Origin of the sequence: Alicyclobacillus acidocaldarius subsp. acidocaldarius DSM 446 (genome assembly GCF_000024285.1) — a bacterium.
Classification (GTDB): domain Bacteria; phylum Bacillota; class Bacilli; order Alicyclobacillales; family Alicyclobacillaceae; genus Alicyclobacillus; species Alicyclobacillus acidocaldarius.
Genome location: NC_013205.1, coordinates 1,970,030 through 1,990,626, shown reverse-complemented (window position 1 = coordinate 1,990,626; position 20,597 = coordinate 1,970,030). Strand labels below are relative to the sequence as shown.

16 protein-coding genes, 1 pseudogene and 1 riboswitch are annotated in these 20,597 nt (G+C 65.0%); of the genes and pseudogenes, 12 read left to right on the top strand and 5 right to left on the bottom strand.

The annotated features are described in order from the left end of the window. Positions 1-166: 166 nt before the first annotated feature. Genes AACI_RS09570 through cydC form a run of 4 tightly spaced genes read left to right on the top strand, consistent with a single transcriptional unit; the run spans position 167 to position 6,185 of the window. Entirely contained in the window at positions 167-1,552 is a 1,386-nt protein-coding gene (locus AACI_RS09570; protein WP_012811228.1) for a cytochrome ubiquinol oxidase subunit I, read from the top strand. A 32-nt stretch (positions 1,553-1,584) separates the two neighbouring features. After that, positions 1,585-2,598 (top strand): cytochrome d ubiquinol oxidase subunit II, encoded by a 1,014-nt coding sequence (cydB, locus tag AACI_RS09565; protein WP_012811227.1) that lies wholly within the window; start codon positions 1,585-1,587, stop codon positions 2,596-2,598. An 18-nt stretch (positions 2,599-2,616) separates the two neighbouring features. Beyond that, entirely contained in the window at positions 2,617-4,365 is a 1,749-nt protein-coding gene (cydD, locus tag AACI_RS09560) for a thiol reductant ABC exporter subunit CydD (protein WP_245530788.1), read from the top strand. Next, positions 4,365-6,185, top strand: coding sequence for a thiol reductant ABC exporter subunit CydC (cydC, locus tag AACI_RS09555; RefSeq protein ID WP_012811225.1), 1,821 nt, complete (start codon positions 4,365-4,367; stop codon positions 6,183-6,185). The genes cydD and cydC overlap by 1 nt, the downstream gene beginning before the upstream one ends. Here the strand turns inward: cydC and thiE are convergent. The 4 genes from thiE to tenA are packed head-to-tail and all read right to left on the bottom strand — an operon-like array spanning position 6,124 to position 9,168. Then, positions 6,124-6,753 (bottom strand): thiamine phosphate synthase, encoded by a 630-nt coding sequence (gene thiE, locus AACI_RS09550; RefSeq protein WP_041707486.1) that lies wholly within the window; start codon positions 6,751-6,753, stop codon positions 6,124-6,126. The two genes, cydC and thiE, sit on opposite strands and share 62 nt — an antisense overlap. 5 nt (positions 6,754-6,758) lie before the next feature. Next, positions 6,759-7,562 carry a hydroxyethylthiazole kinase gene (gene thiM, locus AACI_RS09545; protein WP_012811223.1) on the bottom strand — a complete coding sequence of 268 codons (804 nt, stop codon included), beginning with the start codon at positions 7,560-7,562 and terminating at the stop codon, positions 6,759-6,761. A 30-nt stretch (positions 7,563-7,592) separates the two neighbouring features. Then, on the bottom strand, positions 7,593-8,486 hold the full coding sequence (gene thiD / locus AACI_RS09540; RefSeq protein WP_012811222.1) for a bifunctional hydroxymethylpyrimidine kinase/phosphomethylpyrimidine kinase: 894 nt from the start codon (positions 8,484-8,486) through the stop codon (positions 7,593-7,595). Continuing rightward, complete coding sequence (gene tenA, locus AACI_RS09535) at positions 8,470-9,168, bottom strand: thiaminase II (RefSeq protein WP_012811221.1); 699 nt, start codon at positions 9,166-9,168, stop codon at positions 8,470-8,472. Before tenA ends, thiD begins: the two co-directional genes overlap by 17 nt. A 42-nt stretch (positions 9,169-9,210) precedes the next feature. Then, a riboswitch (TPP riboswitch) is annotated at positions 9,211-9,309 on the bottom strand. A 72-nt stretch (positions 9,310-9,381) separates the two neighbouring features. Here tenA and AACI_RS09530 point away from each other — a divergent pair. From AACI_RS09530 to fdhD, 7 genes and pseudogenes are all read left to right on the top strand, one after another. Further along, a complete protein-coding gene (locus AACI_RS09530; RefSeq protein WP_012811220.1) occupies positions 9,382-10,188 on the top strand; it encodes a Nif3-like dinuclear metal center hexameric protein in 807 nt (268 codons plus the stop codon). A gap of 79 nt (positions 10,189-10,267) precedes the next feature. Then, entirely contained in the window at positions 10,268-11,215 is a 948-nt protein-coding gene (locus tag AACI_RS09525; protein ID WP_245530532.1) for a DMT family transporter, read from the top strand. 185 nt (positions 11,216-11,400) lie between these two features. Next, complete coding sequence (locus AACI_RS16030; RefSeq protein WP_012811218.1) at positions 11,401-11,865, top strand: GNAT family N-acetyltransferase; 465 nt, start codon at positions 11,401-11,403, stop codon at positions 11,863-11,865. A gap of 141 nt (positions 11,866-12,006) precedes the next feature. Continuing rightward, positions 12,007-14,196, top strand: a pseudogene (locus tag AACI_RS09510) (thioredoxin domain-containing protein). Between the two features lie 67 nt (positions 14,197-14,263). Further along, on the top strand, positions 14,264-17,224 hold the full coding sequence (fdhF, locus tag AACI_RS09505; RefSeq protein WP_012811216.1) for a formate dehydrogenase subunit alpha: 2,961 nt from the start codon (positions 14,264-14,266) through the stop codon (positions 17,222-17,224). 4 nt (positions 17,225-17,228) lie between these two features. Further along, positions 17,229-17,735 carry a DUF1641 domain-containing protein gene (locus AACI_RS09500; RefSeq protein ID WP_012811215.1) on the top strand — a complete coding sequence of 169 codons (507 nt, stop codon included), beginning with the start codon at positions 17,229-17,231 and terminating at the stop codon, positions 17,733-17,735. After that, positions 17,732-18,574, top strand: a complete 843-nt coding sequence (gene fdhD, locus AACI_RS09495; protein WP_012811214.1) for a formate dehydrogenase accessory sulfurtransferase FdhD — start codon at positions 17,732-17,734, stop codon at positions 18,572-18,574. Before AACI_RS09500 ends, fdhD begins: the two co-directional genes overlap by 4 nt. A gap of 48 nt (positions 18,575-18,622) precedes the next feature. On the opposite strand, the gene AACI_RS09490 is transcribed toward fdhD, so the two are convergent. After that, complete coding sequence (locus AACI_RS09490) at positions 18,623-19,525, bottom strand: 1,4-dihydroxy-2-naphthoate polyprenyltransferase (protein ID WP_012811213.1); 903 nt, start codon at positions 19,523-19,525, stop codon at positions 18,623-18,625. 216 nt (positions 19,526-19,741) lie between these two features. Between AACI_RS09490 and menB the strand changes: the two genes are divergently transcribed. Beyond that, entirely contained in the window at positions 19,742-20,560 is an 819-nt protein-coding gene (menB, locus tag AACI_RS09485; RefSeq protein ID WP_012811212.1) for a 1,4-dihydroxy-2-naphthoyl-CoA synthase, read from the top strand. Positions 20,561-20,597 lie beyond the last annotated feature (37 nt).

Genomic DNA, 20,597 nt, shown 5'->3' with positions numbered 1-20,597 from the left:
TGGCGAACCCCTGACGGGCCGTTACAAACTGTTCAAGCTCGCGCCGCGGTTTGTTCAAAAACCTATACGAAGAACGCATGTTTTTCGAAGGGCATGGTGATACGATCCAGGTGTAAGGAGCGCTCCAGATTTTCACTCGTGATCACGAGTCCAAGGGGGAGAGCGCATGCCCAGTGAAGTCGCGTTGGCGCGGTGGCAATTCGGCATTACGACGGTGTACCATTTCTTCTTCGTCCCGGTGACCATCGGTCTCGTGTACCTGATTGCCATCATGGAGACCCTGTACGTCGCCAAAAAGGACGACCGTTACAAGCAGATGGCGCAGTTCTGGGGCAAGATCTTTCTCATCAACTTTGCGGTGGGCGTGGTGACGGGCATTCTGCAGGAGTTCCAGTTCGGCATGAACTGGGCGAACTATTCCCGCTTTGTGGGCGACGTGTTTGGCGCGCCGCTCGCCATCGAATCGCTGCTCGCGTTTTTCCTCGAATCGACGTTTTTGGGCGTGTGGATGTTCGGATGGGATAAGCTCTCGAAGCGCATGCACGTCGCGTCCATATGGCTCGTGGCCATCGGGACCACGCTCTCGGCGTTCTGGATCCTGACCGCGAACGCCTTCATGCAGCATCCGGTGGGCTACACGTTGAAGGACGGCCACGCCGAGATGTCGAGCTTCGGGGCGCTCATCACCAACCCGCAGCTCTGGTACGAGTTTCCGCACGTGTTTCTCGGGTCGCTCGTGACCGGCGCGTTCGTCGTAATGGGCATCAGCGCGTATCAGATCCTGCGCAGGCGCCACGTGGAGGTGTTCCAACCGTCGTTCGCTATGGCGTCCATCCTCGGCGTGGCCGCGAGCTTCCTCGTGATGGTTGTCGGGCATGAGCAGGCGCAGTACCTCCTGGTGTCCCAGCCCATGAAGCTGGCGGCCTCGGAGGCGCTCTGGACGACAAGCGGCAGCCCGGCGCCGTGGACGCTGTTTGCCGTCATCCACGCTGGCGCGCACAAGAACACGTGGATGATTCAAATCCCGTATCTGCTCAGCGTCCTCTCGTACAACCGGCTGTACGGCAGCGTGCCGGGCATCCTCGAGCTCCAGCAACAGATGCAGGCGCGTTACGGTCCGGGCAACTACATCCCGGATGTGACGGCGGTCTTCTGGAGTTTCCGGGTCATGGTGTTCGCCGGGCTTCTCATGTTCGCGGCTTCCGCGTGGGGCGTGTGGCGGATCGTGCGGGATCGCCTTGTGCAGAGCCAGCGCTACCTGAGATGGATGATTCCAGCCATCTCGCTGCCCTTCATCGCGAACACCATGGGCTGGATCATGACGGAAATGGGGCGGCAGCCGTGGGTGGTGTACGGTCTCCAGCTGACGAAAGACGGCGTGTCGCCGACGGTGTCGGCAGGCGACGTGCTCGTCACGCTCATCACCTTCACGGTGCTCTACGGGCTTCTCGCCGCGGTGGACTTGTTCCTCATTGCGCGCGTCGTGCGGCAGGGGCCTGTGGAGGGCGATCACGGCGATGAGACGGAGTCGCTGTCGCCTGTGGCGCTGTGACATGAGGCCGACTCGCTCGGGAGGTGCGCGAGATGACGCTTGAATCGTTCTGGTTTGCGGTCATCGCCGTGTTGTTCATCGGTTTCTTCTTCCTTGAGGGCTTCGACTACGGCGTCGGCATCCTGGTTCCTTTTCTCGGCAAGACGGACGACGAGCGCAGGCTTCTCATCAACACCATCGGGCCGTTCTGGGATGCGAACGAGGTGTGGTTCATCACGGCGGGCGGCGCGATGTTCGCCGCCTTCCCGGGGTGGTACGCCACGCTGTTCAGCGGATTTTACATGGCGCTCTTTCTGCTCCTCGTGTCGCTCATCGGGCGCGGCGTGGCGTTCGAATTTCGCAGCAAGGTCGAACACGCAGCCTGGAGAAGGTTCTGGGACTGGGTCATCTTCGGCGGCAGCCTGTTGCCACCACTCTTGTGGGGCGTCGCGCTGGCCAACATGATGCACGGCGTCCCGATCGATCAGAACAAGAACTACGTCGGATCGTTTTGGGATCTCATCAGCCTCTACTCGGTCATGGGCGGCGTGAGCATGACGCTTCTCTTCGTTTTGCACGGGGCGCTCTTCATCTCGCTCAGAACGTCCGGCGTGCTGCAGGAGAGGGCTCGTGCGGCCGCCATGGCCGTGGGCGCCTGGGCGACGGCGGTCACCTTCCTGTTCGTCGTGCTGAGCTATCTCGAGACGGACATGTTCACGCGCCGCGGCATCGACCCGGGCGTCGTGCCCATCCTCGCCGGCTTGGCCCTGTTCTCGGTGCAGTTCTTCATTCGCGCGAAGCGAGACGGTTGGGCGTTCTTCATGACGGGGCTGACCATCGTTCTCTCCACCATCACGGTCTTCATGGATCTGTTCCCGCGCGTGATGGTGAGCTCGCTGAATCCCGCCTGGAGCCTGACGATTTACAACACGGCATCGAATCCGTACTCGCTCAAAGTCATGACCATCGTCGCGCTGACGGTGGTGCCGTTCGTGCTTCTGTACCAAGGGTGGAGCTACTGGGTGTTCCGGAAGCGCCTGTCGAGCGATCACCCGCTCGAATACTGAGGAACGAAGGTGAAGGCCATGCGTTCCATCGCTCATCGTCTGCCGATCGCGACGCGCCGGGAGCGGATCACGTTCCTGCTGGCGTCTTCCGCGGCCGCGCTTGCTGGGCTGCTTGTCTTGCCCCAGGCGTGGTACCTTTCGCGGGCCGTGAGCTCCGTGTTCCCGCGCGCCGGCCGGCCGCACGCGTGGCTCGACGCGCTCTCTGCGTTCCTCGCCGTGATCGCAGCGCGGGCGGCTCTGATGGCAGCCGCCAAGTGGCTGTCGCAGCGCTTCGCGTCGTGTGTCAAGCGGCGCATTCGGCGGGAGATGGTGCGGCAGATTGCCGCGCTTGGGCCCGTGGAGGTGCGCCGCCATCCCGCCGGGGCGTGGCGGACGTGGCTCACGGACGGGATCGACGGGATGGACGCGTATCTCGCGAGCTACCTCCCGCAGGCCGCCGCTTCCGCGGCGGTACCCGTCGCCATCCTCGCCTTCGCAGCTGCGGTGGACCGCTTGACGGCGCTCATCCTTGCCGTGACGGTGCCCTTCATGGTGCTGCTGCTTGTCCTCGTGGGACAGGCGGCGCAGAAGGCTACCGACAGGCGGTTTGAGGCACTCGAACGCCTCGGCGGCCATTTCCTCGACGTGGTTCGCGGGCTTTGGACGCTGAAAGTGTTCGGGCGCAGCCGCGCGCAGGTGGAGATCATCGAGCGGGTGGCCGATGATTACCGGCGGACGACGATGAAGGTGCTCCGGCTCGCGTTTTTGTCTTCGCTCGTGACCGAACTGTTCACGATGGTGAGCATCGGTCTCGTGGCCGTGTCGCTCGGCATCCGCCTATTGAGCGGCCACATGGACTTCGCCGCGGCGCTCGTGCTGCTCCTGCTCGCGCCGGAGTATTACCTGCCGATTCGCACGGCGGGTGCCCAGTATCACGCGGCGCGGGACGGGCTGGCGATGCTCGAGCGGCATCGTGAGGTCCTTGAGACGCCGTCCCCGGCCATGCCGGCACGCGACGGAGGCCGCGCGCCGTTTGTCAGCCCGCAGGGCGTCACCATCGAATTTCGTCACGTCACCGTCCGCTATCCCGGCGCCGCCGAGCCCGCGCTACAGGACGTCTCGTTCCGCATGGGGCCGCGCGAGTTGGTCGCCGTCGTCGGTCCGAGCGGCGCGGGAAAGAGCACGCTCATCGCCGTGCTGCTCGGGTTCATCCGGCCGGAGTCAGGCGAGGTGCTGGTCGGCGGCGTGCCGCTCGACGAGATCGATCGCGACGCGTTTCGATTTCATTTGGGGCTTGTCGCGCAGGAGCCGGCGTGGTTCCACGCGACGCTGCGCGACAACCTCACGTGGAAAGAGGCGCGCTCCGAAGCGGAGATTCGGGAGGCGCTTTTGATGTCGGGGCTCGACGAGGTCATCGAGCGGCTGCCTGGCGGCGTGGACACGGAGCTGGACGGCGAGCGGGTGGCGCTCTCTGGGGGCGAGCGGCAGCGGCTGGCCCTGGCGCGCCTGGTGCTCCGGAGGCCGGCCGTGGCGCTCCTGGACGAGCCGACGCGATCGCTCGATCTCGCCACCGAGCGCGCGCTCGAGGAGCGGCTCGTCCCGTGGCTCAAGGAGCGCACGTCGCTCGCCGTCGTGCATCGGCTGAGCCTCGCGCTCGCGGCGGATCGCGTCCTTGTGCTCGAGGGCGGCCGCCTCGTCGAGGAGGGGCGCCCGGAGGCGCTGCTCCAGGCAAACGGCGCCTTTCGAGCCATGGTGCGGCGCTATCGCGATGAGGAGGTGTCCGCGTGATGCGTCATCTTCGATGGATGTATCGCTGGCTGCGCCCGGCGCAGGGCCGCCTAACCGGCACGTTGGGCCTGTCGATGGGCACCGCGCTCGCGTCCACGGCGATGATGGCCACGGCCGGATACCTCATCTCGGCGTCGGCGCTTCGCCCGCCCACCATCCTGATGCTCTGGGTGCCCATTGTCGCCGTGCGGTTCTTCGGCACGAGCCGGGCGGCCATGCGCTACCTGGACCGCCTCGTCTCGCACGACACCATTTTGCGCCTTGCGGCGCGGCTTCGGGCGCTCGTGTTCGCCCACCTGGACGCTCAACCCGATGCGTGGCTCGGGCGCAGGACGGGTGAGGCGCTCGATCTCGTCCTCGCGGATATGGATCGACTCCAAAGCCTTCTTCTCCGCCTGGTCCTTCCGTTCGCGAGCGCCATAGGCGCGAGCGCCCTCACCGCGGTGTGGCTTTGGCGGATCGATCCGCGCCTCGCGGCCATCTTCGCCGCGGGCGTGGTCCTGGTGGGTGCGGTCCTGCCAGGGCTGTTCTACGGGCTGACGGCCCGGTGGCAGAGAGCTCGAGACGCCTTGCGGCGCGCCCGCACGGCCGCCCTGGACGATCTCGTCCGTGGGCTGGAGGACGTCCTGGCGCACGGGGAGGCGAGCCGAGCGCTCGCACGGCTCGAGAAGATCGAAGCGACGGAAGAACGCTTCACCGCGCGGATCGATTTGGCGAAGGCGGCGGCGGAAGGCATGTTGTTCGCGGCGGCGATGGCCACGGTGGGCGGCCTCCTCGGGGAAGCCATCCGCCTGCACCTCGCGGCGCATCTGCCCGGCACCATGATGGCTGCCATCGCGCTCGCCGCGACGGCGTCATTTGAGCCATGGCTCGCCGTCGGATCGGTCTACGCGGAGGCGCAGGAGATGGCCGCATCCGCCTCGCGGGTGGGGGACTTCGCACCCCTGCCCGCGGCACTGCGGCGCGACGTGAGCCCTCCACAGACCGAGGCCCCTTACGGCCCGGCCTCGGAAGACGTCGCCCTGTCCATCAAGGGGCTTTGCTGTCGCCGAGGCTCTCTTTGGGCCCTCCAGGGAATCGATCTCGAGGTGAAGCGCGGCCAGCGCGTCGCGATCGTCGGGGACAGTGGCGCGGGGAAGACGACGCTTCTCGAGGCCGCGCTCGGCCTCATCCCCATCGAGCAGGGCGACATCCGGTGGTTCGGGCGGCCCATTGGGGCGTGGTCAGACGCGGATCTGCGGCGGCTCGTGACCGCGGTGCCGCAGGAAGCGTATCTGTTCCACACGTCCCTGAGGCAGAACCTCCTCTTGGCGCGCCCCGACGCGACGGACGAGGATATCGCGCGTGCGCTTGCGGTGGCGCAGCTCGAGGATCTCGTGGCGCGCCTGCCGGACGGCCTGTCCACCGTCGTGGGGGATCGAGGCTTTGCCCTTTCGGGAGGAGAGCGCCAGCGCGTGGCCCTCGCGCGGGCCGTGCTCCGCGGCGCGGAAGTTGTCCTCTGCGACGAACCGACCGCTTCGCTCGACGTCGAGACGGAGCGGGCGTTCGTGGACGCGTTCTTCCGCGCGACGGAGGGAAGGACGGTCGTTTGGATCACCCACCGGCTGGTGGGGCTTGAGCGGATGGACGACATCCTGGTGATGCAGGGCGGGCGCGTGGTGGAGCGGGGGACGCACGCCGCGCTTCTGCGGCAGGGCGGCGTGTATCGGCAACTCTGGGACTTGCAGCGCGACCGAGCGTTTGGCGCGCAAAACGGGCTCACAAGGATGTCCGCTGCGCCAACGCCGCGGCCGCAGCTTTCGGGTCGGGCGCCGACATGATGGCCGATACGACCGCGACGCCGTTTGCGCCCGCGGCCATGACCTCCGGCGCCCGGTCGACGGTGATGCCGCCAATGCCGACGATGGGAATGCGGACGGCGCGCCTGCAGGCGGCGAGCACATCCAGGCCCGTGAGGACGGCGTCGCCCTTCGTCGCCGTGGGATACACGGATCCGACGCCCAGGTAATCCGCGCCGTCCTGTTCGGCTCGCACCGCTTCGTCGACGGATCGCGCCGAGACGCCGACGACAAGCTCGGGAAAGCGGGATTTCACAAGGGAGGCGGGGAGGTCCGTCTGTCCCACGTGCACCCCGTCCGCGTCCGACAAAAGCGCGATATCGAGCCGATCGTTCACGATGAAGAGCGCGCCGTGGGCGGACGCGAGTTCCCGCAGGCGCACGGCGAGCTTCAGCATCGGCCCGCCGTCCTCCTGTTTGCGCCGCAGTTGAACGCAGGTCACGCCGCCCGCGAGCGCCTGTTCCACGATGGCCACGACCTCCTCGTGGTCCGGGCGGTCGTCCGTCACGAGATACACGCGGAGCTTGTCCGTCCAGTCCCGCCTTGTCATCCCTCTCATCCTTTCCGAATGCGCGCCCGGGCGTCGACGTCGCCTGGGGTGATGGCGTGCAGCGCATCGAGCAGCCGAACCTGAAAGCTCCCCGGTCCGCTCGCGCCCTCGGCTGCCATCTCGGCCGCCACGTTGAAACAGGTGATGGCGGCGACGGTCGCCTCGAGGAGCCCGCCCTTCGTCCCATCCGAGACGGCCACAAACGCGCCGATCACGGCCGTCAGCGAGCACCCGGATCCGGTGATGGCTGCTTCCCACGGATGGCCGTTTTCGAGCTCGTACACCACCTCGCCGTCGGTGACGAGATCGCGCTCCCCCGTCGCCGCGACGACGAGGCCGCCATCGCGCGCGAACCGCATCATGGCGTCTGCCAGTCCGGTTCCGGCAGCTTTGGCGTCGACGCCCGCCACCTCGCCGCCCGCGCCCGTGATGACGCCGATCTCGCCCTGATTGCCGCGCAGAACCTGGATGTTCCGCGTCTCGAGGAGCCGCATCGCCGCGCGGGTCCGGTACGGCGTGGCGCCGGCCCCGACGGGATCGAGCACGACCGGCACGCCGCGGCGGTTCGCAGCTTCGCTCGCGAGATCCATGCTCGTCACGACGTACGGGTCGAGCGTGCCCAGGTTGAGCGCGAGCGCGCGGGCGATGGCGACCATGTCCGCGACCTCTTCGTGCGCGTGCGCCATGACGGGCGAGGCGCCGAGCGCGAGCAGGGTGTTGGCTGCAACGTTCGTCACGACCAAGTTCGTGATGTTGTGGACGAGCGGGCGCTCCTCGCGCACCCGCGCGAGCCATTGTCCCATCTGCATCTGCAAATCTCCCTTCGGCCGAGCCAAATCTCACAGTGGAGGAGCGGCCTCGGCATACTGATGGCCATCGAACACGTACATCCGCCCGGCCTCGATCCGCTCCGGCCAGACGGGAGATTGGCTGTGATCCGTGGGCCCATGCCCGCGGCCGACGTCCCAGTCCGCGGCCGCCGCGATGGCGCGCGAGATGAACGACTTCGCCGCGGCGATGGCCTCGAGCGGCCGAGCCCCGCGCGCAAGGCAAGCGGCGATGGCGGACGAAAACGTGCAGCCGGTGCCGTGGGTCTTGTGGCTCGGGACGCGGGGGGCGGCGAAAAAGGTCCACGCGCCGTCGTGGAACACCACATCGATGGCGAGATGGCCCGCGCCTTCGAGATGTCCGCCTTTGACCACGGCATACTGCGCGCCGAGCCCTGCCAGCGCCTCGGCCGCCCGCGCCGCGTCCGCGAGCGAGCGGATGGGGATGCCGGTCAGCCGCTCCGCCTCGGGCGTATTCGGCGTCGCGACGAACGCGAGCGGCAGCATGCGCTCGATCACGGCCGCGACATCGTCCGGATGGAGCAGCGCCTCGCCGCCCTTCGCGATCATCACCGGGTCCACGACGATGGGGCAGTCGACGCCCGCGAGAGCGTCTGCGACGGCGTGGATGGCGGCGCGATCGCCGAGCATGCCCGTCTTGATGGCGTCAAAGCCCAAATCGTCGCGCACGGACTCAAACTGCGCCCGCACGATGTCGACGGGCAGGGGATACACGGCCTGCACGCCGACGGTATTCTGCGCGGTGACGGCGGTGAGCACGCTCATGCCGTACACGTCGAACTGGTGAGCCGTCTTGAGGTCCGCCTGGATGCCGGCGCCGCCGCCGGAGTCGGATCCGGCGATGGTGAGCATGCGCGCCACATGGCCGTCAGGGTGTCGAAACATCGCTCAACGCCTCCTTCGGGAGCCACGACTCGCCGCGGTAGGCCATGTCGAAGAACCGGTACTCGAGGTGGCAGCTCGCGACAAACGCCGCCTCGACCCGCCGGGCCCGCTCGGTCGAGAAGTGCGCGGCCTCCCGATCGATCATCGCGAAGAGGCGATGTGTGGCGTCTTGCATGCCGGGATCGGCGTAGAAGCGGATCCAGGCCGCGAACGGGTGATCCGGCTTCTCCTCGAGGATGGGTTCGAGCCGCTGGCCGATCTCGACATACACGTGATGGCACGGCAGGATGGCCGCCACGAGTTCCGCGAAGTCGCCGCGCGCCGCCGAGGCCAGGAGGTGGCTCTCGTAGTGGTGCAAGGTGGGCAACTTCGGCTGGCCCTCCACATCGTGCGGCGTCGCCCCTGCGTAGCGCAGCAGGTTGTCGTGTGCCTGGGTTTCGCCGCCGAGGAGAAGGGACATGCGCCCGTGGAAGTCGGCCACGTCTTCGTGCCTAGGCGCAAGCGCCGCGGCGTGTGCGAAGACGCGCAGGTAGGTCTCCAGATACGGCTGGTCCTGGCTGACGTAGCGAATGGCCGCCGCTTTCGAGAGGTTCCCTTCGGCGATTCCTCGCACGAACGGATGGCGCAGGATGGCGTCGAGGATGGGGTTGGACATGGCAATCAGCGATGCGGAAAAGGACATCAGAAGCGCCTCCTCTGCCGGAGGCCAAAGGGGAACACGGGAGGGTCCCATGCGCCACTTTCCTACGCTGGCATTACCCAGGTCAGGTTCAAAGGGTTCGGGGTGTCCCCCGTCTCAGCTTTCGCTCCCCTAGTGGCATCCAAGCTCGTTTGCATTCTATCATAGCATCTGAGAGAATCGCTGGCCATGGCGGCCGGCGATGGGGGCGTTTCGATGCGGGTGAGAGACGTGATCGCGGCGCTTGAATCGATGATGCCCTGCGACGACGAGGCCATCTCCGTCGACGGCCTCGTGTGCGGGGATGCGGAGGCGCCGGTGCGCGCCGTCGGCGTGACGTTTGTCGCATCCATGTCCGTCGTGGAGGCGGCGCGGGCGAAAGGGATTGGTCTTCTGCTCAGCCACGAGGGCGCCTTCTTTCGCCACCAAGGCGACGCGCCCGCCAATGACGCCGTCGCTTCGCAGAAGAAGCGGCGCTTGCTCGATCTCGGCGTCGCGGTGTATCGCCTGCACGATCGGCCGCATCGCACGGCGCCCGACTGGATCGCCGAGGGGCTTGCGGAGGCGCTTGGGTGGGCGGCGGACGTGCGTCTGCGGCTTGCGGCGCCGTGCGACGTGCCCGTCGTCGTCTGGCCAGAAGGCCGGCGGCTGGACGACGTCATGCGGGACGTATGCGCTCGGCTCGGCGTGCCGCGCGTGCGCATCTCCGGCCGCGCCGACGTGGTGCGCCGCGCCGCCCTGCTGCCCGGCTACCGGGGCACGGGCGATCTCGTCGCCCACGTGTTTCGCGAGACGGGCGCCGATGTGGTGTTGGCCGGCGAGGGGCCGGAGTGGGAGGCGATGGAGTACGCGCGCGATGCCGCTGCGATGGGATTTTCCCGCGCCGTGTTGTGGCTCGGTCACCAGGTGAGCGAGTCGCCGGGCATGCGGCGCATTGCCGACGCTCTTCGATCCCGGTGTTCCGCCCCCGTGATCTGGTTGGATCAGCCCGAGGCGTTCGCCTGGAGCCGTGGATCGTCCTAAGCGTCCGATTGCGCCGAAGCTTGGTGCCGCTGCTCGGTCAGCGCGACGCGTGTCGATGCAGCGCAAAACAGAAAGGTGGATGGCGGTGTCTGGGGCTGTCGCAGTGGTACGCAGAATGCGCTCGATGGCGCAGGGAAACCGATTTCGGCGTTTTCGCGGCATCGGGCTTGCGCTCTTAGGTTCCATTCTCTGGGGTGTCTCCGGCACGGCGGCGCAGGTCCTCTTCCAGGCGGATCACGTCAATCCCGCCTGGCTCGTCGCGGTGCGCATGGTTGTCGCGGGTGTGCTCCTGCTCGCGGCGTGCTGCTTCAAAGAGGGTGTGCAGGCCTTCGCGCCGTGGCGCGCGCCGCACTCCGCCGTCCGGACGGCCGTCTTCGGTTTAGCCGGGCTCCTCGGCGTGCAGTACACCTATTTCGCAGCGATTCACGCGGGCAACGCGGCCACGGCGACCGTGCTCCAGTACATGGCGCCCATCGTCATCGTCGGGTACGCGTCCGCGCGATCCCGCCGGGCCCCAACCGCACTCCAAATCATCTGTGTGGGTTTGGCGCTTCTCGGCTGCCTGTTGCTCGTCACGAATGGCCACATCGAGCGGCTGGCTGTTTCGGGGGCGTGCGTGGCATGGGGGCTCCTTTCGGCGGTTGCAGTCGCCATCTACAGCATCTTTCCGGTACCGCTCATCGCCGCGTTTGGCCCGTTGTCGATCACGGCGTGGGGCATGCTGGTGGGCGGCGCTGCGGTGGGGCTCGCGACCGCGCCATACCTCCCGGTGCCCCACCTCTCCGCGGAGGCGTGGTGCTTGGTGGCCTTCGTGGTGGTGTTCGGGACGCTGATACCCTTTTACCTGTACCTGGCGAGCCTTCGCGACATCACCCCGGCGGACGCGAGCCTCGTCGCGAGCGGCGAGCCGCTGGCGGCGACTGCGCTCGCTGTGACCGTGCTGCATCAGCCCCTGACCTGGGCTGCGCTACTTGGCATGGGTTGTGTCCTTTTGACCGTGACGCTTTTGGCGCGGGCGAAGTCCTAGGCGACGAGTGCCCCCGCGCGGCCCGGGCTCATCTGCCGAATGAGCGTTGTGGCGCGTAAGAGAGCCGTCGACAAGAGAACGCCGCCCTGCTTTCGAGAGCGGCGTTTGAGAGGGAAGTCTCAGAAGTAAACATATTTTTTGGGGCTCACGATGCGAAATCACAAAGAATTACAGGAGGAGTTTTTGTGAATGAATTTTCTATTAGACGATTAGCCTATTTTGAACGACCACCTATAGATTTGCTCGTTCAAGCAGACCCAGACGTTGATGTGGTAAATCAATATATTTCCCGCGGGATTACATACGTTGGTGAGCTTGATGGAAATGTGATTGGATGCTACGTGCTCCTTCAAACCCGGCCTATGATTGTCGAATTGGTTAACGTTGCCGTTGCGGAAGACAAGCAAGGACAGGGATATGGCAAACAGCTCATTCAACATGCCGTTCAACAAGCTCGCTCAATGGGATACAAATCAATCGAAATAGGAACTGGTAACTCCAGCATTGGGCAGCTTGCTTTATATCAAAAATGTGGCTTTCGGATCGTCGGGGTTGATTTCGATTTCTTTACACGACATTACAAAGAACCGATATTTGAGAACGGAATTCAATGTCGTGATATGATTCGTCTCGTCCAACACATAGAATGAAGAACTTCTCGTATATTCCGCCTACGTTTCGGCTTCAATCGCAGGATTATTGCATGAGCCTTTTGCAGAATCACGAGCCCTTGTGCGGCAAGGGTTTTTCGAGCACAAAGAAGGACTTCACCCCAACTTGAGAGAAAGAAAATGGTATCCACCAAACCATGCTTCCCGTATCTTCCTCCGTCGAATTGCGGTAGAATGAAGGAAAACGAATCCAGAAAGGATGTGCGCGGCGTGGTTCACCCAGGTCCCGCGAGGCACACGAATCGGCTCATTCACGAAAAGTCGCCTTATCTGCTCCAACACGCCCATCAGCCCGTCGACTGGTACCCCTGGTGTCCAGAAGCCTTTCAGAGAGCCAAGCGCGAGTCGAAGCCTGTGTTTTTGTCCATCGGCTATTCGTAGCCCCCTCGGGGGCCCAAGGAGTTCCCTTCGACCTGCCATTGGTGTCACGTGATGGCCCACGAATCCTTCGAGGATGAGACTGTGGCCGCCATTCTCAATGCCCACTACGTCGCCATCAAAGTCGACCGCGAGGAGCGGCCGGACATCGATCACATCTACATGACCTATTGCCAGGCCTTGCAAGGTGAGGGGGGATGGCCGCTCACCATCATCATGACGCCCGACGGCCATCCGTTTTTCGCCGGAACTTACTTTCCCAAGACGCCGCGGTACGGGCGGCCGGGGCTGATTCAGATCCTGCAGGAGATCGCCAGGCTGTGGCAGACGGATCGCGCGCGGCTGGAGCGGGCGAGCCGATCGATGGCGGAGCGCATGCAGCCCCTGTTCGAGGGCCAAGCGGGTGAAGCGCGCGGCCGGGAAGCGGCGGATCGAGCGTATGAGGCCCTGGAAGCGACGTTCGACACGGAGTACGGCGGATTCGGCCCGGCGCCGAAGTTCCCCACGTTCCACCGCGTCCAATTTTTGCTGCGCTACGCGCGCCTGCGCCCGAGCGAGCGCGCGGCTGCCATGGCGTTGTCCACGCTTCGCGCCATTCAGCGTGGCGGCATTGTCGATCACGTCGGCGGCGGCATGGCGCGCTACAGCACGGACCCGTTCTGGCGCGTGCCGCACTTCGAGAAGATGTTGTACGACAACGCGCTGGCGCTCGCCGCGTACGCAGACGCCTACGCCCACGCCAAAGATCCGGCATTCCTGCGCTTCGTCCGGCAGACCGTCGCGTTTTTCGAACGCGAGATGCGATCGCCCGAGGGTCTGTACTACAGCGCGGTGGACGCAGACTCGTCGGGCGGCGAGGGCCGCTTTTACTTCTGGCGGCCGGAGGACGTGATCGCGGCGCTCGGCCCTGAAGACGGCGAACTGTACAACGCCTTCTACGACATTACGGAAGCCGGCAACTTCGAAGGGGCGAATGTGCCCAACTACATCGATCAGGATCCGGCGGCGTTCGCGGCTTCTCGCGGCATGACCGAAGAGGAACTCTGGCAGAAGCTCGACGCCCTCAACGAGAAGCTGCGCGCGGTTCGGGACGCGCGCGAACGCCCGGCCATTGACGACAAGTGCCTGACGGCTTGGAATGCGCTCATGGCGTATGGGCTTGCGCGCGCTGGCCTCGCGTGCAAAGAGACGGCGTGGGTGGACCGGGCCAGGGAGGTGGTGGCGGCCATCGAGCGCATCTTGATGCGCGCCGACGACGGCAGGCTCCTCGCGCGGTATCGGGACGGCGAGGCCGGTATCTTCGCGTACGCGGACGATCACGCCTATCTCGTCGCCGCGTATCTGGAGCTGTATCGCGCCACGCTCGACCGCGCGTATCTGGATCGCGCCCGGCATTGGCAGGCGGTGCAGGATGCCCTCTTTTGGGACAAGGCCCAGGGCGGGTACACGTTTTACGGCCGAGATGCGGAGTCGCTCATCGCGGTGCCGAAGCCCGTGTATGACGGCGCGATGCCGTCCGCCAACAGCCAGTCGGCGCACAACTTGTGGATTTTGCACGCGCTGACGGGCGACGCCGAATATGCGGATCGGCTGGATGGCCTCGTCCGCGCGTTTGGCGGGGACATCGCGTCAGCGCCCATGGACTGCCTGTGGCTGGTGACCGCGGCCATGATGAGCGAAGTGGGATCCACGGAAATCGTCATCGCGGCGCCACAGGAGGAAGCGGCGTTGCGGGCCAGGGAACTCGGGGCCATGGAGCTGCCGGAGGCGGTCTGGCTGACGAGTGACGCGCGCGGCGACGTGGCCATGTACCCGATGGCCGGAGATGGAACTCCGCAGTACTTCGTCTGTCGGGGCTTTCGCTGCGATCGCCCGGAAACAAACTGGAAGGTGGTGGTGGAAGGTTTGCGGCAGCCGCCCGCCTGGAACTGAACGGTTGCCAACCAATTGGGCATCCTAATGGAAGACGTGTGATCACCCGAGTGCAGGAGGGATCGAGATGAGCGTTGATTTGAAGCGAACCTTCACGCTGGACGGATCGCCCCTGACGGCGACCGAGGGGGAGACCATCCTGCAGGCGATGTTGGCGGCTGGCCTAGACTTTCCCCACATCTGTTATCATCCTGCGCTTGGCCCCATCGAGACCTGCGACACGTGCATGGTAGAGGTGAATGGCGATCTCGTCCGGGCGTGCGCGACCCCGGTCGTCGAGGGCATGTCGGTCCGCACCAAATCCGTGGCCGCGCGGTACGCGCGCAAGGAGGCGATGGATCGCATCCTGAAAAACCACGACCTCTACTGCACGGTCTGCGACAACAACAACGGCAACTGCGTGGTGCACAACACCACGATGGCGATGGACATCGACCATCAGTCGTACCCGTTCCGCGAGAAGCCGTACGAAGTCGACATGTCGCACCCGTTCTACCGGTACGATCCGAGCCAGTGCATCCTCTGCGGGCGATGCGTCGAGGCGTGTCAGAACCTGCAGGTCAGTGAAGTGCTTTCCATCGACTGGGATCGCGAGATTCCGCGCGTCATCTGGGACAATGACGTCCCCATCAACGAGTCGTCGTGCGTCTCGTGCGGCCACTGCGTGACCGTCTGCCCCTGCAATGCGCTCATGGAGAAGTCGATGCTCGGCAAGGCTGGATTCCTCACGGGCATCGAACCGGAGCCGCTGCAGCGGATGATCGACGTGACGAAGGCGGTGGAGCCCGGCTACCGCGCCATCTTTGCCATCTCCGAGATCGAGAGCCACATGCGGAATTCCCGCATCAAGCGCACGAAGACCGTGTGCACGTACTGCGGCGTGGGCTGCTCGTTTGACATCTGGACGAAGGACCGGGACATCCTGAAGGTCGAACCGCAGATGGAGGCGCCGACCAACCAGATCTCCACCTGCGTCAAGGGAAAGTTCGGCTGGGATTTTGTGAATAGCCCGGACCGCCTCACGAAGCCCCTCATCCGCAAGGGCGACGCGTTTCATGAGGTGTCGTGGGACGAGGCCTTGGACTTCGTCGCGAAGCGCCTGACGGAAATCCGCCAGCAATACGGCGACGATGCCATCGCATTGATCTCGTCCTCGAAGTGCACCAACGAGGAAAACTACCTGATGCAAAAACTCGCCCGCGCCGTTCTCCACACGAACAACATCGACAACTGTTCACGGTACTGCCAGTCGCCCGCCACCGAGGGTCTGCGCCGGACCATGGGTTACGGCGGCGACACCGGCTCGCTCCACGATCTCGCCATGGCCGATCTGCTCATCATCATTGGCGCGAACCCGGCCGAGTCCCACCCCGTCTTCTCGACCCGCATGCGGCGGGCCAAGAAGAAGTACGGCCAGAAGCACATCGTGATCGACCTTCGCGAACACGATATGGCGCACCGCGCCGACCTGTTCGTCCGGCCGAATCCTGGAACCGATCTGGTGCTCATCTCGGCCGTGACGAGGTACATCATCGACCAGGGTTGGCACGACGCCGACTTCGTGCGCGATCGCGTCGACGGTTTTGAAGATTTCGTCCGCTCGCTCGAGCCGTATACGCTCGAGTACGCCGAGCGCGTGACGGGCGTGCCGCGCGACACCGTGATTCAGATCGCCACGATGATCCATGAGGCCAAGTCCACCTGCATCTGTTGGGCGATGGGCGTGACGCAGCACAAGGGGGGCAGCGAGACCAGCACCGCCATCTGCAACCTCCTGCTCGTCACGGGGAACGTCGGGCGCCCAGGCACCGGGGCCTATCCGCTCCGAGGCCACAACAACGTCCAAGGGGCGGGCGACATGGGCTGCAGCCCGGTGTACATGCCGGGCTACGAGCGCGTCGATGATCCGGCCGTGCGAGCCAAGTACGAGACGGCCTGGGTCGTGGAGCTGCCGACGAGCAAGGGGCTCGACAACCACGAGATGGTGGACGCGATTCACGAGGGCAAACTTCGGGCCCTTATCATTCAGGGCGAGGAGATGGCGCTCGTCGACTCGAATTCGCACTACGTCCGCGAGGCGTTTGCGAAGCTGGATCTGCTCGTCGTGATCGACGTGTTCTTCAGCAAGACTGCTGAGTACGCCGACGTGGTGCTCGCCGCGAGCCCGAGCCTGGAGAAGGAGGGCACGTTCACGAACACGGAACGGCGCATCCAGCGCCTGTACCAGGTGTTCGAACCGCTCGGCGAATCTCGCCCGGACTGGGTCATTCTGCGCGATCTCGCCAATCGCCTGGGCGCCAACTGGACGTACGCGCACCCGTCCGAAATCCTCGAGGAAATGGCGAGCTTGGCGGCGCTGATGCAGGGGGTTCGCTGGGATCGACTGGAGGGCTATCGCAGCCTGCAGTGGCCGGTTCATCCCGACGGGACCGATACGCCGCTGCTCTACACGAACGGTTTCCCGTTCCCGAATGGGAAGGCGCGGCTCGTTCCCGCCAGGTGGATCGAACCGACCGCGTTTGAACCGGAGTATGATCTCCATCTCAACAACGGCCGCATGCTCGAGCACTTCCACGAGGGGAATCTAACCTATCGCGTCCACGGCCTCAAGGAAAAGGTGCCGACGACGTACCTCGAGGTGTCGCCAGAACTCGCCAAGGAGCGGGGCATCGAGACGGGGGCGTTGGTTCGCCTCATCTCGCCGTACGGCGAGTTGAAGCTTCCCGTCGTGGTGACGGATCGAGTCAAGGGCAAGCAAATGTATTTGCCGATGAACACGTCCAACGATGAAGAGGCCATCAACATCCTCACGTCGAGCGAGTCGGACGAGACGACGCACACGCCGGCGTACAAGGAGCTGCAGGTGCGGATGGAAGTGATTCGGCCGCGTGGGGAAAGCCCGATGACACGGTTCAACTTCCGGATGCACAGGCCGAATCCGCAATCCGGCGTGCGCGTCGAACGGAAGTGGTCGCGGCGCGGTTACGTGCCGGTGGCCGAGGCGGCGAAGGAAAAGGCGAGGGGGTGAGACCATGGCGCAACCGATTCAACAGATTGTGCGCGAGCCGCGGGACGAGCGGCGCGAGGCGCAGGCGCGCGTGGAAGAGGCCGTGCTGAAGAGCGCGGATGGCATCGTGGACGGGCTCAGGCTGCTCCAGGCGTGCGAGGAGAAGGGGCTCATCCCCATCGTGCGGGCTTTGGTCGAGCAGGGAGACGACGTGCTCCGCGTGGTCGTCCATGCGATTTCGCGCAAAGGGGTGACGGACGGGCTCAAGAACCTGATAGGCATCGTTCAGTTTTTGAGCGTCGTCCCGCCCGAAGACATGGAGCGCGTGTTTCACGCGGTGGCCAGGGGCCTCGAGCGCGCCGCCGAGGGCGAGGCAAACGCGCGAATGGGGGTGTATGATGTCCTTAGGGCGCTGCGCGATCCGGACGTCGGTCGCTCGCTCGCTATGCTGTTCGCCTTCCTGAAGGGCATGGGCAGCGGGCTCGCCGAGCCGGGTGAGTCGGCGCACAAGGACAGGGGGCCTGAGGTGTGAATGGCGTGTCGCGCTTTGGGGGAGCGGAAACGCGGAGGCGCTTCGTGCTCCGATATCGGTCCGGGGAGTATCGGCAGGAGGAGGACGTGATCGCGACGGAATTCGCACTCACGCTGTTCGTCAACGGCGAGGAGTTCTCGACGCTCGTGTGCACGCCGACCTACGCGGAGGACCTGGTGTATGGCTTTCTCGCTTCGGAAGGCGTCATCCGCGACGTGGACGACGTCGAGTCGATTCGGGTGAGCCTGTGGACGGGAACGGCCCGTGTACAGACGAAGTCCGGCGCGGTGCTTTCCCCGGCGCTTTACAACAAACGGTACATCGGGTCTTGTTGCGGGAAGGGGCGACAGAGCTTCTATTTCCAGAGCGACGCCCTGACCGCGCGACCCGTCGAGGATCCGGTGTCGCTCTCGGCGGACGACGTGTTTCGGGCGATGGATCTCCTCGACGCGTCGTCCGGGCTGTTCGAGGAAACGGGCGGTGTGCACGTGGCGGCGCTGGTGCGTGAAGGACAGCTCGTCTTGGCGAGGGCCGACATTGGCCGCCACAACGCGCTCGACAAGATCTACGGCCACTGCCTCCGGGCCGGCGAGAGGTTGTCCGGCACCGCCGTGGCGTTCAGCGGCCGGATCTCGTCCGAGGTGTTGCTCAAGGTCGCCAAGATCGGTGTGGGCGTCGTGATCGCCCGAGGAGCTCCGACGCTGCTCGCCGTCGATCTCGCCGAGGAACTGAACATCACGGCCATCGGTTTTGTGCGCGGCCGGGCCTTCAACGTGTACAGTCATCCGTGGCGCTTGGCGGACGCCAAGAAGGCGCAGGGCGCCATCGAAGGGGCATGAAAAAGGCGGGTTGCCGAATCGCTCGGCAGCCCGCTCGTGTTTCAAAGCTCAGAAGCGGAGGGTGGAGACGAGGAACGCGCACACCATCAGGACGCCAAACCGAAACAGGAGGTTGGACGTGCCCTTCACGGCCTTGTGGAGTTTGGCCGGCTCCGTGTACTGGTAGTACAGGCGAACCACGTAGACCGCCGTCGGCACCGTCAAAAGCACGAGGAGCGCGAACGGCGTCAGCACGCCAAGGGCCACCATCGCCACCACGACGAGATATGCGGCCACAAACACGCTCGCGAACAACACGCGGCCCCGCTCCCGGCCGATGAGGATGACCATCGTGCGCCGGCCGCCTTCGGCGTCCTGCGCCATGTCGCGCATGTTGTTGGCGAACAGGATGGCGCCAATCAGCAGACCAATCGGGATGGACACCCACAGCGCCCGCAGCGTGACGGTCCCACTCTGCAGGTAGAACGCAATCAGCACGATGGTCGGTCCCATCGCGGTGGCAGCGGCGATCTCGCCAAACGGCGTGTAGGCGAGAGGCACCGGGCCGCCCGAGTAGAAGTACCCCACGGCCATGCACAACACGCCCACCAAGGCCAGCCACCAGCTGGTCGTCGCGCAGAGGTACACGCCCAAAAGGAGCGCGGCGGCGAGAAACGCAAATCCCAGACGGAGCACCACCTTCGGCGGAACGCCATCTCGCACGATGGTCCCCGCGATGCCCACCATGCGCTCGTCGTCCAAGCCGCGCTGATAATCGTAGTATTCATTAAACATATTGGTTGCCGACTGAATCAGCATCGAGGCCAACAGCATGGCGACAAAGCGCCACACGTGAAACGGATACGACGGCACGGCGACCGCGGTGCCGACAATCACGGGAACGATACTCGCCGTAAGGGTAAACGGGCGCAGGACGCGCCACCACACGCGCAGGCGGCTCGCACCTGTCAATTCGATTCACCTCGCAAGGCAGGACGCTCAAACTCCGCGTCCGTATCGCGGTTCAACAACACACGAGTCCCTCGTGATCCTACCACTCGTCCCTCTCTCCGGCAACCGTCCATGGCTTTTGCAGCCCCATGGGACAAGGTCTATAATGAGTTCGCGTCAATCGGCGAGATCGGACATGAACAGGGCCTAAACCACTTTGCGCGAGGAGGCTTTTCCATGGCGCTCAATTGGGAGCGAGTCAAAGAGTACACGGACATCATCTACGAGCGGGCCGAAGGCATCGCGAGGGTCACCATCAACCGCCCGGAGGTCCGAAACGCGTTTCGACCGGAGACCGTGATGGAGATGATCGACGCGTTTCAACATATCCGCGAGGACAGCTCCACCGGCGTGGTGCTGTTGCGCGGCCAGGGGGACGAGGCGTTCTGCTCCGGCGGCGATCAGCGCGTGCGCGGCCACGGTGGTTACGTCGGCGGTGACGGAGTGCCGAGGCTGAACGTGTTGGATCTGCAGCGGCTCATCCGCACGCTGCCGAAGCCGGTCATCGCCGTGGTGGCGGGCTACGCCATCGGCGGTGGCCACGTGCTCCACGTCTGCTGTGACCTGACCATTGCGGCGGAGAACGCCGTGTTCGGCCAGGTGGGGCCAAAGGTCGGCAGCTTCGACGGCGGCTACGGCGTCTCGCTTCTCTCGCGGCTCGTGGGCCAGAAGAAGGCGAAGGAAATCTGGTTCCTCTGTCGGCAGTACAACGCCCAGGAAGCCCTGCAGATGGGGCTTGTGAACGCGGTGGTTCCGCTCGAGCGGCTTGAGGAAGAATCGATCCGCTGGGCGAAGGAAATCCTGGAGAAGAGCCCGATTGCCATCCGTTTCCTGAAAGCGGCGTTCAACGCGGACACAGACGGCGCGGCCGGGCTGCAGCAGTTTGCGGGCGACGCCACGATGCTGTACTACATGACGGACGAGGCGAAGGAGGGCGCCCGCGCGTTCCTCGAAAAGCGTCCACCGGATTTCAGCAAGTTCCCGCGGCTGCCCTGAAGCGGCGAGTCCACGCCTGTCGACAACCGCGTTTGAA